This is a genomic window from Amycolatopsis sp. lyj-108 (assembly GCF_046549005.1).
Classification (GTDB): domain Bacteria; phylum Actinomycetota; class Actinomycetes; order Mycobacteriales; family Pseudonocardiaceae; genus Amycolatopsis.
Window position 1 is genome coordinate 326,888 of the sequence record NZ_JAJPWQ010000010.1, and the last position, 12,813, is coordinate 339,700.

The following is a 12,813-nucleotide window of genomic DNA, read 5'->3' on the forward strand; positions in this document are numbered from 1 at the left end:
CGTGGCGTATTCACGGCAGCAGAAACCCGGTGACGACGCCGTCGAGCATCCGGGTGTCAACCGCCGGCTACGGTCGTGGCCTGCGGTGTTCTGTTCGGGCGCCGCGATCGGCGTGCTCGGCGGGATGATCGGTCTCGGGGGCGCGGAGTTCCGGCTGCCCGTGCTGATCGGTGTCTTCGGGTTCGTCGCCTTGCAGGCGGTGATCTTGAACAAGGCGATGAGCCTGATCGTGGTGATCACCGCGCTACCGGCCCGCCTGGTGGCTGTGCCCTTCGGTGACGTGGCTCCGCACTGGCCGGTCGTGGTGAACCTGTTGTGCGGCAGTCTGCTGGGCGCGTGGCTCGGCGCGACCTGGGCCACCCGGATGCGTTCGGCGACGCTGTACCGGCTCCTTGCCGTGTTGCTCCTTCTCATCGCCGCGGCGTTGGCGTGGAATCACCTCGGCGACGTGGGTACGGTGTCGCTCCCGCCGGTCGCCAGGACTGTGGCGGGTCTCGGCGCCGGTGTCGCGATCGGGGTTGTCGCCGCGCTCATGGGTGTCGCCGGAGGAGAGTTGCTCATCCCGACGATCGTTCTGCTGTACGGAGTGGACATCAAACTCGCCGGGTCGCTCTCGCTCGCGGTGTCGCTGCCGACGATGCTGGTCGCGTTCGCCCGGTACAGCCGCGATCAGTGCTTCCAGGTTCTGCGCGCCAAAACCCCCTTCGTCGCCGTCATGGCACTGGGCTCCGTCGTCGGAACAGTGCTCGGGGGTCTGCTGCTCGACGTCGTGTCGGGTGCCGTGCTGATCCCCGTTCTGATCGCTTTGCTTCTGTTGTCGGCGGTCAAGGTGTGGCGTCACGACTGACGCCACACCTTGACCCGCGGCGGGTCAGCCGGCCGGCTGGCAGCAGCGCTTGCTTGTGCTGACACGGTTTCCGGTCAGTTTCCGCATGACGTAGTGGGCGTCGCGGCCGACGCCGCGCAGGGTGGCGGAGGCGAAGCTGCGCTGCCATTCCAGCCCGACGTAACCCAGACCCGGGTGGCTGGTGGACAGGCCGCGATCCTGCAATGGACGTCCATCGGACGCCAAGGCGCCCAGTCCATCCAGATAGGACAGCCCAGGGCGGAAGCCGGTGGCGAGAATGATGGTGTCGACGCGTTCGCGGGTCCCGTCCGGCCACTGCACGGTGTCGCCGTCGACGGTGGTGAACATGCGGCGCTGGTCCGGCTGTCCTTTCTCGACGGCGGCGCGGTAGATGCCTGCATCGTTCACCGCGGTGGTCGGCGGGCTCTTCAGCAGATGCCCGATCGGAAGGTGGTCGAACCCGACGGCGGCGGACCAGAAGTGCACGTCCTTCCCGAATGGCCGCTGTGGCGCGAATTTCACCGGTGCCCGGTTAGCGAGGGTGACGTGGGCGTGGCCGGCGAGTTCGGCGGCGATCTGGACGGCCGAGTTGCCCGCGCCGACGACGATGACTCGCTGTCCGGCGAACGGTTCCGGGTTTCGATATTCGCCACTGTGGAGGACATTGCCGGTGAAGGTGTCCAGGCCGGGCAGGGCTGGGCGGTAGGGGCGGGTGAAGCCGCCGGACGCGGCGATGACCATCGGTGCGGTCAGCGAGGCTTCCCCGGCGGCGTGCACGGTGAAGGCGCCCTCAGTGCGGGTGACGGTGTCGACCCGGTGTCCGGCGCGGATCTCGGTGCCGAGGCAGTCGGCGTAGCGGCGCAGGTAGTCGACGACTTCGTCTCGGTGCGGGTAGTGCTCGGGGTCGCCGGGGAAGGGCCGGCCGGGGAGGCTGCTGTAGCGGGCGGGGGAGAAGAGGGTCAGCGAGTCGTAGTACCGGGGCCAGGACCCGACCGGTTCGGCACCTGCTTCGAGGATCACCGGTGTCAGGCCGTGTGCGCGGGCGGCGTGGGCGGCGGCGAGACCGGCCTGGCCGCCGCCGACGATGATCGCGTCGTGGTCGTTCATGAGTTCCTTCCGGAATGAGGTGTTGCCGCGAGGGCGAGGACAGCGGCGGCCACCGTGACGGCGGCGAGCACGAGGAAGGTCGGCGAGTAGCCGCCGATGCCGCTCGCGATGGCCGCGCCCGCCCAGGGGGCGAGTGCGACGGTGATGGTCAGGGGTGCTTGCAGGAGGGCGTTGAGGCGCCCGTAGTGGGTGGTGCCCCAGCGGTCTGCCACGGCGGTGGCTTGCAGGAGCGTGAACACGCCGCGTGCCATCCCGGCCACGACGGCGGCGACGATCAACCCGGCCGTGGTGGTGAGCAGGCCCAGCACGGCCGTGGTCGCGGCGGCGGCGAGGAATACGATCGCGGTCCGGACTCGTACCGTGGTCAGCCGGGTGAGTGTGGTGTAGCCGAGCCGTCCCAGCACCTGTCCGGCGCCGCCGAGGCCGAGGGCGATCGCCGCTGTCGTGCTGCTGACGCCGCGTTCGGTGAGCAGTGGCACGAGGTTGATCACTCCGGCGTAGACGGCGAACGCCGCCAGGCTGAACGCGATCACCAAGCCCCGGAACGGAATTCCGCGCGCGATCCGCGCGGGGTCGCTGTGGGTGCTGGGCGGCGGCTCAGCTGGTGGCCAGGGTCCGCGTAGGCCCCACAGGTGCGCCGGGATGGTGACGACGGCCAGTACGGCGGCGAGGACCAGGTAGGTCTCCCGCCAATCCAAGTGTGCGGTGAGCAGTGCGGTCAACGGCGCGAATACCGTGCTCGCCAAGCCTGCGGTCAGGGTGAGCACGGTCAGCGCGAATACCCGCCGTTGCCCGTACCACCGAGTGAGCGCGGCGAACGCGGGCGGGTACAGCACAGCGCCCATCGCGACCCCGGCCAGCAGCCACGCCGCCGTGAACCACGCCAGGTTCTGCGCCGTCGCGACGGCCGCGACCGCGGGCACCGCCAAGACCGACCCGGCCCGTCATCACCGAGCGGGGACCTCTGCTGTCGAGCCACCGTCCGACCGGGATCCCGGTCAGCGCGGCGGCGACCTGCCCGGCCGAGAACGCCGCGACCACCCAGGCCGTCGACCAGCCCGTGGTCTGGCTGATTTCCGGTGCCAGCACGGGAAAGGCGTAGAAGAGGGTGCCCCAGCTGGTGATCTCGGTGACGCAGAGGACGGCCAGCACGCGGCGCAGCCCGGACGCGGTCAGCCCGGGCGACGCCGCGGTGGTCGCGACCGGCATAGCGGTCAGTGCACCGCGGCCGACGGCGCGGACAGCGTGAGGACTTCCGGTTCCGGTGTCGCGCAGCAGCCACCGGCGGCCGGTGCCTCGTCCGGCTCGTCGAACAGACCGGCACCACCGCAGACGCCGGTCTCGGCCATCCGCAGCTCGACCCGTGCGGCCGCCTCGTGGTCCCCGGCGAGCTGGGCGGCGATGCTGCGGACCTGTTCGTAACCGGTCATCGCCAGGAAGGTCGGCGCCCTGCCGTAGCTCTTCATCCCGGCCAGGTAGAAGTCCTTCTCCGGATGCGCGAGTTCCTTCGCGCCGTGCGGGTACACGGTTCCGCACGAGTGGACGTTCGGATCGATCAGCGGCGCGAGCGCGACCGGTGCCTGCAACGTCGGGTCCAGCTCCAGCCGGATCTCCGAAAGCCAGGTCAGGTCGGGCCGGAAACCGGACAGGGTCACGACCTCGTCGACCTGCTCGATCCGTTGTCCGCTGGAGGAGAGCAGGGCCAGCAGTCCGTTGTCGTCGCGTTCGACCGCCTCGGTGCGGAACCCGGTCACCACCGTGATCAGTCCGGATTCCACCGCTTCCTGGGCGCGCAGGCCGAGCGCTCCCCGCGCGGGGAGCTGGTCGGCCTCGCCGCCGCCGAAGGTATTGCCGACCGCGCCGCGGCGCAGCGCCCAGCTGATCCGCGTCTCCGGCGAGTCCTTCGCGAGGCCGGACAAGGCGACCAGCGCGGTCAGCGCCGAGTGCCCGCTGCCCGCGACCACCACGTGCTTGCCCGCGTACCGGGCCCGCACCGCGTCGTCGCCCAGATTCGGGACCCGGTACGTGATCCGGTCCGCCGCCGCACGTTCTCCTGCGGCGGGAAGTCCTTCGCCGCCGAGCGGGTTGGGCGTCGACCACGTGCCGGACGCGTCGATCACGGCCCGCGCCGCGATCCGCTGCTCCGTCCCGTCGGCGGCGCGGACGTGCACGGTGAACGGCTCGTCCTCGCGGCCGCTGTCCACGACCCGGTCCCGTCCCCGGCGAGCGACGCCGACCACCTCGGCGCCGAAGCGCGCCCGGTCGCCGAGCGCCGCCGCCAGCGGTCGCAGATACCGCCCGGCCCAGTCCGAGCCAGTCGGGTACGCCTCACCGTCGGGCTTGGTCCAGCCGGTGGTCTCCAGCAGCCGCCCGGCCGCGGGGGCGACGAGTTCGGACCACGGCGAGAACAGCCGCACGTGATTCCACGCCGCCACGTCGGCGCCCGCGTGCGCGCCGCGCTCCAGCACCAGCGGCTCAAAGCCCCGCTCCACCAGCTCGGCGGCCGCCGCCAGCCCCACCGGCCCCGCTCCGATCACCACGATAGGAAGCTCGTTCATCCCCACGCACCTTTCATCGATCCAACTCGATTGAGTCGATGCGGGGACTGTATCGACAGGAGTCGATTGACGCAACCATCGATTCGGGTCGATACTGGCTGGCATGACGACGGTTGTGCCTGTTCCCCTCGCCGGTCTCCTGCCCGAGCGCGAAGCCGCGACCTATGCCGGCTGGTTCGGCTGCCTGGCCGAGCCGATGCGGGTGAAGCTGCTTCATGCTGTCGCGACCTCGCCTCGCGGCCTGACTGTCGGTGCGCTCACTGAAATCCTCGGGACCAGCCAGTCCACCTGCTCCCACCACGTGCGGAAGCTGGCAGATGCGGGTTTCGTTCACCTGCGGAAAGAGGGCACGGCAACGGTCGTGACGATCAATCAAGCCTGCTGCAGCGGGCTCCCGCACGCGGCCGACGCGGTGATGGGCTTGCTCGCGCCGCGCCCGTGCTGCCCGGACAACGTGCCCGACGACGTCACCATCCGCGCCCTGCGCGACAACGACTGGGACGCGGTCCGCCGGATCTGCGGCGAAGGCATCGCGACCGGACTCGCCACCTTCGACACCGAAGTCCCGACTCGCAAAGCTCTCGACGCGAAGTGGCTGACCGGACACCGCTGGGTCGCCGAAATCGACGGCGAGGTGGTCGGCTGGACGGCCGCCACGCCGGTCTCAGACCGCGAGTGCTACCAGGGTGTCGCCGAGACATCGGTCTACGTCGGCGAAAGCCACCGCGGCCGCGGGGTCGGGAAAGCCCTGCTCTTCAAGCAGGTCACCGAAGCCGACGCCGCCGGGGTCTGGACCTTGCAGACCTCGATCTTCACCGACAACCGCGCCAGTATCGCCCTGCACCACAGCGCCGGCTACCGCACCGTCGGCATCCGCGAACGCATCGCCCAACGCGACGGCGTCTGGCACGACACCGTCTCCCTCGAACGCCGCAGCCCCGTCAACTAGCTGTAGCAGGCCCGACGTTGACAAGCGGAGCGCTCGCCGCGTCGGTGAACGATGGCAAGGCCGGGATAGTCCAGCGTCTCCGCGCTGCCGTCGGCGACGGCGTCAAGTGCCACTGTTCGGGGGCATCCACCGCACTTGGTCAATGTGCTCAGACCGCATGCTGCCGAACTTGTCTCGTCGTTCGCCCTGTCCAGGTCGCGTCGCGACCTGGATCCGCGACAAGTCGTATTGGCGTGTGGATAACGAACCCGCAGACGGCTTGACGCTCAGGTTGGCGGAAATACGACTATCGTGCCATCTGGATACGAGTTCTTTTTCTTTTGGTTGGGGCTGGTTATCTGTCCTGCGGTCTGCATCTTGGCCAATGTGGATCGTTTGACATGGCTGCTTGCATACGGTGTAGCGGCGATTACGTGGTCGACGATGGCCTCGATGGTGACCGCTTGCCCGGCGAAATGCTGCAGCAGGTGAATCTGGAGTGGATTCGTGTCTATGGACTGCGAGAAGATGACCTCTTGGTTAGCGAACCTGTCGCGAAAGCTGAAATCGCCGGATGGGGCGATCTTCCACATCGCTCCCTTCATGCGATCCAGGCCGATCAGCTCGCGAGTGCAGTAGAAGAGGTCGTAGAGCCGTTTTCCGCGGTGATCGTACATTGCGAAGCTCTGAATATATGGAAATTTGCAAGTCTCGTGTAGCTGTCGCTTGTACAAGTCGTGAACGTACTGGCTTCGCTGCATGCCGTTCAGGAGTGAGGCGTCTTTGTACTCGTCGGTGCCGAAGAGGTCGGTGAGAGCTTCGTCGATGTTGCCCGCTCCGCAGAATCGAGTGACTGCTTCATGGGCGAAGTAGACGAGTAGCTCGCCCTTCGGGTAGTCGGTGAGGCGTGCAAGTATGGACATGGGGGTGGCTTTGACGCCTACCGGATCAACGAAGGCGAAAGTGGGGGCGAGGCGAGCCTTGCGCTCGTCTAGGCCATCCAGCATGCTGCTGGTCACCTCGATAAAGGTCTTGCTCTCGACACTGACCTTGACATTGGTAGGCCAAGATCTACCTGGTTCCTTCATTGCCTTGATGATCTTACTTAGGTTTTCGCTGCACGCTGGGTCTTTCTCGTTGAACAGGAAGATAAACTCGGTGTCGCTCATCTTCGCGAAGTAGTTGTGGTTGATCAGTGTATCCAGCGCGATCAGCGGGGACCCGGGTTCGCCGCTCGCGTATTGGCCAGGGCCGGCGAACGCGTCGTAGTAGATGACCCGGCGGTTGAACTTGGCGATGATAGGGAACCACGCCCCCAGGTACGTGCGGAGCAGGCTGTGCTTCGCTGCGGTGTGAGGCGGTCGGTCCCACAGTTTGAGGGCGCTGGTAGAGATCGGCATGCATCGATGTCGCCGAGCTAGCTCGTTCCGTTACGGCTGCCCAATGCCGAGACGGATGCCGTCTGACGTGCGCAGGCCTGTGTTAACTAGATGGTCGAAGTGGCGCTGAGGGCGCTGTGATCGCGCAATTCGCGGGCCCATTGCCATGCGGCGCTGGGATTGCGGATATAGAACTTTCGTCGCGAGTCTCCTCGCGGAAGCGCGGTGAGCAGTCCAGTGCTGACCAGGGCTCGTAGGGGGCTCTGAAGGTTGCTGATCGCGACGTCGAGTTCCTTCGCGAGGTCGGTGAGGCACACGATGCCGTCGTCGGTGTTGGCGATGGCGAGCATGAGCTCCAGCCGGTACCGCTGACCGAATGCCTGTTGAGACGTCTCACGGAGCTGGTCTGCGTACGCGTCGGTCACGATCTGCATCTTACGCGAATCTCGTTACGGGTATCGCGTAAGCTGCGCAGAGAGGGACAGGCTTGACCAGCAGCACGGTGGGAGTGGGCAATGGGTAGTCAGTCGGCGATCGAGTGGACTGAGGTCACCTGGAACCCGACCACCGGCTGCGACCGGATCTCGGTTGGGTGCGATAACTGCTACGCCTTGGCGCTGTCGAAGCGTCTGAAGGCCATGGGCACGCCGAAATACCAGAACGACGGCGACCCTCGCACCTCTGGCCCTGGGTTCGGGGTCACTGTGCACCGCGACGCACTGGAGCTGCCGCTGCGGTGGCGCACTCCGCGGGTGGTGTTCGTCAACTCGATGAGTGATCTATTCCATGCCAAGGTTCCAGTCGCGTTCGTGCGTGAGGTGTTCGACGTCATCGCGGCCACCCCGCAACACACCTACCAGGTGCTAACGAAGCGCTCGGCGCGGTTGAGCAAGCTGGCGGCTGGCCTTGAGTGGCCTTCTAACCTGTGGATCGGCGTCAGTGTGGAGAACGCCGCCCAGCTGGGGCGAGTCGATGATCTACGGCAGGTACCTGCGGCCGTCCGCTTTCTGTCTTGCGAGCCTCTGCTGGGGCCGCTGGATGACCTCGAACTCGATGGGATCGATTGGGTCATCACCGGCGGGGAGTCCGGGCCTCGGGCGCGTCCAGCCGACCCCGAGTGGGTACGCGGAATCCGGGACCGCTGTCAGGATGCTGAGGTTGCCTTCTTTCACAAACAATGGGGTGGGCGAACGCCCAAGGCAGGCGGGCGTGAGCTCGATGGCCGGATCTGGGATGAGATGCCCGAGCTTGCAAGGGGCTGACCTGTCGCGATGGTGGGCTAGCCGACGCGCCAGTCTCGGACCCGTTTCGGCGTGCAGTCGATCTGGATTGTGCCTGCCTTGTGAAGTTCCCGTCCTGCTCTACGCACCAGTCCGTCCCCAGCAAGACCGTAGGCCTCGCCGAGTACAGCCTGCGGGTACTGCACCAACTTGAAACTGCCGTCCCGTCCGGCGAGCTTTACCAAGTTGCGCTTAATCGCCTCGACAGCGCGCTGATCTTCCTGATCTTGCTGCAGTTCGGCCAGGTTGAACAGCGTCCCCTCGGGCGGTTCGTTGCCGGGGCCGACGACGTCTAACCACGCTCGCCGGGCAGTAGCGGCACTGTCGCCGAGGACCCAGATCCCGTACTCGCTACGTGTGAGAAACACCAGGTGATAGACGGGTTGATGATGAAGCTGGCGTCGCACCGGGACCACGACGTGCTTCATCCCCGTCGCTGCCCCTAGCCGGCGCGCGTACTCGGTGACTACGGCCTCGGCGGCGGACTCCCAATCCCCGCGCTGAGATGTCTTATGAGCGTCCAGCGCTACTTGACGCCACCACGGCCCGCCACACACTGCGTCCATCATGGGCACAGCGGCGTGATCGCGTAGATCCTTGTTGATCACTCCGGCCGCGCGGCGGGTGAAATCCGCGCTGAAGTTCAGCAGCACCTCCGTCGGTGGCCATCGGGCGCCACGTGCTCGTCGAAGCAGCTTGTGGAGCTCGGCGAAGGGGAGAATCGCACCGCACGGGTCGAGGAACAGAAACAGCGGGGCGCTCTCGGCTCGAGCGAGAATCTCCGTCAAGTGGTCCTGTACCTTGCCGTGGAACGTAGCCACGGACAAACCAGTCTGCCGGTACTCGACGGCTACCTCCGAGAGTCGCCGGTAGTCACTACGCCGCCGCTCCACCAGAACGACGTCCACCTGGGTCGAGCTGCGAGCATGTGCCGCCGCCTGCAGCAGCAACTCGGCCGACGCCGCAGTGTCATCGTCATAACGACCGCGGCCCGCGTAGCCGTCAACCAACACGGCTCGTTTATCTGGAATCTTCGAGGCAGTCATGACCGAGAACGGCAGCGCGTAACCGCGCAGCAGCGCGTGCTTGAACACCGACTGGGCCTGCTGGTCGTTCAACAGACCAGCAGCCGTGCCTTTCGCCATCGAGGCCTCCCACCCCACCAACAACCGATCGTCGCATGACCAGGCGTGACATCGAAGTCACTTTGCGAGATATCGCTCGCCCGGCCGCATGACTCACCGAACACTTGCGCGATCGCGCGCCGACCGGCGGTCAGCTGCTTCTCGGCGCCCACGACCGCAAACCGGGACGTGGTGTTCGAGAGTGAGCGCGGTGATGCGCTCCCAGCACGGCGCCTCTTGAGCTGACCGTCGTAGGGAGCACGCCGTCTCCGATTGGGCTCCGTTGCCGACGTAGAGCCTGATACGGCCCGGCACGGCGCGATACTCGACCATGACTTAATGCCCCGCTGACCTGCATAAATCGGCAGAATCTGGCGTCGCGCGGCACATGCCGACATAGCTGAGTTGTGGACTTTTAATCCGTAGGTCGAGCAGCAAGTCGTCCGCCGGCGAAGGTCCTATGCCGGATGGGTAACTCCGTGCCAGGCAGACTCGATCTTGTCGCCCGACTCTGGAAAGGGCGGTGCGCCTTCCGTTCGCCATTTTCGGAGGATGCGGCGACCGTAGTTGTGGGTACCGGCGGCACGGTCGAGGTCGGCGCCAGACGGTGTTCGCCCGTGCTGCTGTTCAGCAATGTAGAAGTTCCACATCCGTTGCTCGGCGGTTGGTTCGGGTGCGGAAGAAGGTTCGGGTGGAGCCTCCGGAAGATGAGCTGCGAGCGAGGGAACGGGCCCCTGCTCGGGTGAGGTATTGGTGGATGTCTCGGACTTGTTGGTGCGGTGGCGTTTGAGGGCGCGGTTGAGGAGTTCGACTGCCAGCAGCAGGGCAAGGGGCGGGCAAGCGGCGACTGCGACGCCGAAGGCGCTGGTCACGGGCGCAGAGGCGATGTTCGCGCAAAGCGACAGCGAGATGCCGAAGATGAAGGCGGACCAGGCTGGCCACCGGCTGGAGCCGTCGCGGCTCGGCTTCCAGAGCTCGACGGTCGCAGTCGTGAGGAGGCCGTCGACGATGAGGGGCCAGATGGAGGCGGTCATGGTGTCGGAGCCGAACCGGAGGGCGAATTGGCGTCCGTGGATGTAGGAGGCGTAGGCGGCGCCGAGGGCGACTAGGGCCGTACATCCGCACTGAATCCAGAGGGAGAGGTCTCGTCGGGAGGTGTTCACGCGGTGCCTCCAGAACGGCGGCGACCGAGCCGTGGAACCTCGACCGTGGCGGAAAGCCGCAGCTCAGGGGCTATGTCAGCCTGGGTGGAAGCTGCTCGTACCTCGTCGGGGGTACAAGCAGCTACCACGCAAAGAGCGTCGATCATTCTGATCGGCGCTTTTTGCTATTTCGGAAGCTGACATAGCTTCGGTAATCCTTTCTCCTGCTTCCGCGATCGCGGTCACTTGATCTGCTGGCAGTTTAACCCCGATCGTCACGACGTCGCCGAGGCCGTTCAATTGCACGGTGAGCTGTGTCACCTCGAAGAGCGCCTGAGCAGGGGCTGCGGCGCCCTGGCCAAGTTGACCCGTAAGTAGGGAACAGCGTCCAGAAGGCTCAGGTCCGATGGCATGGGTGGTGCTGGAGTCTCACTGTCTTGCGCGTCTAGTTGGGCCACCTCGGCTTGAACGGTGTTCTTGTTCGCCGCCAGTTCGTTGAAGCTCTGCCTCAGGGCCTTCGCGAACGGGTCGTCGGGGGCGCCGTCTTGGGCTTGCCGGAGGAGGGCTTCCTGTTTGCGTTCGATGTCGGCGAGCTGCCGTTGGAGGCGCTGTCGATCCTCTGCGCGTGCTTGCGCGGTGCTGTCGTCCACAGTGGCCAGATCGGCTTCCAGAATGGACGTACGGTCAGGACCGAAGATGCGGTCGGTGAAGAAGCGTCCGACGGCATCCAGGAGTTCGTCTTCGCGGATGCGGACCGCGGTGGGCAGATCGGCATGAGGGTCGGCGACGCCGCGGTTGTTCTTCCTGGGCCGGCACAGGTAGTACGTCGGCCGCCCCTTCCTGGAGTCGCCGATCATGCGGCGTCCGCAGCGTCGGTCGTGTCGCCGCGGCCGGACGCGTGGTCGGTGATGGTGGCGGCCAACATCTTGGTTCAGCAACCCGAGGGCCGGCACCGAGCGAGGCTGGCCTGCGCCGAGGTCAGCCTCGTCGGAGGTGCCGAAGGCTATGTCGCAGCGTCGCTTCCGGCGCCGGTGGCGTGTCCGCGCACGCTCGCCGCGGTCGACCTCGATTACCCGGAGACCGCGGAGCTGAACGGACCGATCGGTCAATCCGTGCACGGCTTTCTCGCCGCGTACCTCGTCGGCCGAGGGGAGCTGAACCGCTACATCGCGCCAGGGGCGAGCATCGACGCGATCGTTCCACCGCTGTATGCCGAGGTGCAGCTGCTGGAGCTGCGTACACACGAGCCGTTCGAGCCCGGTCAGGCAGCTCGGCCGCTGGATGGAACCGAGGTTCACACAACCGCTCGGGCTTGGGGATACGACGCACTCGGGCAGGTCACCACGATCGACTACGCCTTCACCCTTGTCGCGCGGGCGGGCCGCTGGGAAGTGAGCGGGATCGACCCCATTCCGCTGCTCGCCGGAGTATCCCCAGCCGGAAAATAGGAGAAGAGATGTCGACCATCGTGCTCGCAGCCGACGTCAAGACCTGGATCGACACCAACCTCGCCTGGGGAGACCAGGCCGTTCGCCGGCTGATCCTGCTCGCGGCCGTCGGTTCCGCGCCAGCAGCAAAGTGAAGCAGAGAGCCTGCAAGCATGATCGTTGGCCGCCGGCTCCTCGATTCAGACAGACGATGTCACTTGGCTGCGGTTTCGCGGCCGGCATCGCGCGCCGCAGCCAGGGCTTTGGTATGCAGTTCACTGGCGAGGTCTTTGAGGTGTTCCATGCCGGGGGAGGTGGCGGCGAGGGTGAGCTCGCGTTCGATGATGATGAGGTCAGCCTGCCACACGTCGGCGAGGATGCGCTTGAGGTACGGGGTGGAGTGGTCCCAGCCTTCGCGCGGAGTGCCGGGGGCGTAGCCGCCGCCTCGCACGGTGGTCAGGACGGTCGGCTTGCCCTTGAGTATCGGGCTGCCCAGGGGTGCCCCGGCGATGACCAGATCGACCCAGGTCTTGAAGTGCTGGGAGACACCGAAGTTGTACAGCGGCACGGCCAGCACCACCGCCTCGGCGGCCTCGAGTTCCGCTGTGAGCGACCCAGCGAGGGTAAGCGCGTCGCGCTGGGCGGGAGTGCGGTCGGGTTCGGGCGTCAGGTTGCCGATGTGGGCGTGTGCCCAGGCGTCGGCGGGCATCGGATCGGTGCCCAGGTGGCGGCGTACCACCGGCGCGTCCCGGTGGACTGCGGTCCACTCCGATTCCACGAGGTCGGCGAGTTCGGCGCTGTCGGAGGTGCCGGGAAGGATGCTGGCGTCGAGTCGGAACAGGCTCATGGCGTCTCCATGGTGTGGGTGTAGGTGTTGGTGGCAAAGCGATTCCGGTGGTTCGCGTCGTTCGACGCGGTGTGATGTGCGGTCTTTCATCGGTCGAGTTGTTGGTGTCGTTGCGCGGCGTTCCGGCGCGGTGAGCGGCGATCAGGCTGTTCGGCGGGACCCGAGCGCTGTGCC

The 12,813-nt window shown here is 66.5% G+C and carries 13 protein-coding genes and 1 pseudogene; 5 read left to right on the forward strand and 9 right to left on the reverse strand.

Going from position 1 to position 12,813, the window contains the following annotated elements; all coding sequences use genetic code 11:
- Nucleotide 1 precedes the first annotated feature (1 nt).
- A complete protein-coding gene (locus ACLJO0_RS32275) occupies nucleotides 2-847 on the forward strand; it encodes a sulfite exporter TauE/SafE family protein (RefSeq protein ID WP_410582675.1) in 846 nt (281 codons plus the stop codon).
- A 24-nt stretch (nucleotides 848-871) separates the two neighbouring features.
- Here ACLJO0_RS32275 and ACLJO0_RS32280 read toward each other — a convergent pair whose 3' ends face one another.
- From ACLJO0_RS32280 to ACLJO0_RS32290, 3 genes and pseudogenes are all read right to left on the reverse strand, one after another.
- The gene (locus tag ACLJO0_RS32280; RefSeq protein ID WP_410582676.1) at nucleotides 872-1,954 is read right to left on the reverse strand and encodes a flavin-containing monooxygenase; all 1,083 of its coding nucleotides are present in this window, start codon (nucleotides 1,952-1,954) and stop codon (nucleotides 872-874) included.
- Nucleotides 1,951-3,163: pseudogene (locus ACLJO0_RS32285) on the reverse strand (MFS transporter). The gene ACLJO0_RS32280 and the pseudogene ACLJO0_RS32285 overlap by 4 nt, the downstream one beginning before the upstream one ends.
- A 5-nt stretch (nucleotides 3,164-3,168) precedes the next feature.
- Complete coding sequence (locus tag ACLJO0_RS32290) at nucleotides 3,169-4,512, reverse strand: FAD-dependent oxidoreductase (RefSeq protein WP_410582677.1); 1,344 nt, start codon at nucleotides 4,510-4,512, stop codon at nucleotides 3,169-3,171.
- A 103-nt stretch (nucleotides 4,513-4,615) separates the two neighbouring features.
- Between ACLJO0_RS32290 and ACLJO0_RS32295 the strand changes: the two genes are divergently transcribed.
- Complete coding sequence (locus ACLJO0_RS32295; RefSeq protein WP_410582679.1) at nucleotides 4,616-5,461, forward strand: helix-turn-helix domain-containing GNAT family N-acetyltransferase; 846 nt, start codon at nucleotides 4,616-4,618, stop codon at nucleotides 5,459-5,461.
- 266 nt (nucleotides 5,462-5,727) lie between these two features.
- Here ACLJO0_RS32295 and tcmP (ACLJO0_RS32300) read toward each other — a convergent pair whose 3' ends face one another.
- Both tcmP (ACLJO0_RS32300) and ACLJO0_RS32305 read right to left on the reverse strand, forming a co-directional pair.
- On the reverse strand, nucleotides 5,728-6,840 hold the full coding sequence (gene tcmP, locus ACLJO0_RS32300) for a three-Cys-motif partner protein TcmP (RefSeq protein ID WP_410582681.1): 1,113 nt from the start codon (nucleotides 6,838-6,840) through the stop codon (nucleotides 5,728-5,730).
- 86 nt (nucleotides 6,841-6,926) lie between these two features.
- Complete coding sequence (locus ACLJO0_RS32305) at nucleotides 6,927-7,244, reverse strand: hypothetical protein (RefSeq protein WP_410582683.1); 318 nt, start codon at nucleotides 7,242-7,244, stop codon at nucleotides 6,927-6,929.
- Between the two features lie 90 nt (nucleotides 7,245-7,334).
- Here ACLJO0_RS32305 and ACLJO0_RS32310 point away from each other — a divergent pair, with 90 nt between their 5' ends.
- Nucleotides 7,335-8,081 carry a DUF5131 family protein gene (locus ACLJO0_RS32310; protein WP_410582684.1) on the forward strand — a complete coding sequence of 249 codons (747 nt, stop codon included), beginning with the start codon at nucleotides 7,335-7,337 and terminating at the stop codon, nucleotides 8,079-8,081.
- A 17-nt stretch (nucleotides 8,082-8,098) separates the two neighbouring features.
- On the opposite strand, the gene tcmP (ACLJO0_RS32315) is transcribed toward ACLJO0_RS32310, so the two are convergent.
- From tcmP (ACLJO0_RS32315) to ACLJO0_RS32325, 3 genes are all read right to left on the reverse strand, one after another.
- Entirely contained in the window at nucleotides 8,099-9,244 is a 1,146-nt protein-coding gene (gene tcmP, locus ACLJO0_RS32315) for a three-Cys-motif partner protein TcmP (protein ID WP_410582686.1), read from the reverse strand.
- A 437-nt stretch (nucleotides 9,245-9,681) separates the two neighbouring features.
- Entirely contained in the window at nucleotides 9,682-10,386 is a 705-nt protein-coding gene (locus ACLJO0_RS32320; RefSeq protein WP_410582687.1) for a DUF2637 domain-containing protein, read from the reverse strand.
- A gap of 296 nt (nucleotides 10,387-10,682) precedes the next feature.
- Nucleotides 10,683-11,222 carry a hypothetical protein gene (locus ACLJO0_RS32325; RefSeq protein WP_410582688.1) on the reverse strand — a complete coding sequence of 180 codons (540 nt, stop codon included), beginning with the start codon at nucleotides 11,220-11,222 and terminating at the stop codon, nucleotides 10,683-10,685.
- Between the two features lie 21 nt (nucleotides 11,223-11,243).
- Here ACLJO0_RS32325 and ACLJO0_RS32330 point away from each other — a divergent pair, with 21 nt between their 5' ends.
- Together ACLJO0_RS32330 and ACLJO0_RS32335 are read left to right on the forward strand one after the other, a co-directional pair.
- A complete protein-coding gene (locus ACLJO0_RS32330; RefSeq protein WP_410582690.1) occupies nucleotides 11,244-11,813 on the forward strand; it encodes a hypothetical protein in 570 nt (189 codons plus the stop codon).
- 8 nt (nucleotides 11,814-11,821) lie between these two features.
- Nucleotides 11,822-11,947 carry a hypothetical protein gene (locus ACLJO0_RS32335; protein ID WP_410582692.1) on the forward strand — a complete coding sequence of 42 codons (126 nt, stop codon included), beginning with the start codon at nucleotides 11,822-11,824 and terminating at the stop codon, nucleotides 11,945-11,947.
- A gap of 59 nt (nucleotides 11,948-12,006) precedes the next feature.
- Here ACLJO0_RS32335 and ACLJO0_RS32340 read toward each other — a convergent pair whose 3' ends face one another.
- Nucleotides 12,007-12,639 carry an FMN-dependent NADH-azoreductase gene (locus tag ACLJO0_RS32340; RefSeq protein ID WP_410582694.1) on the reverse strand — a complete coding sequence of 211 codons (633 nt, stop codon included), beginning with the start codon at nucleotides 12,637-12,639 and terminating at the stop codon, nucleotides 12,007-12,009.
- Nucleotides 12,640-12,813: the final 174 nt, after the last annotated feature.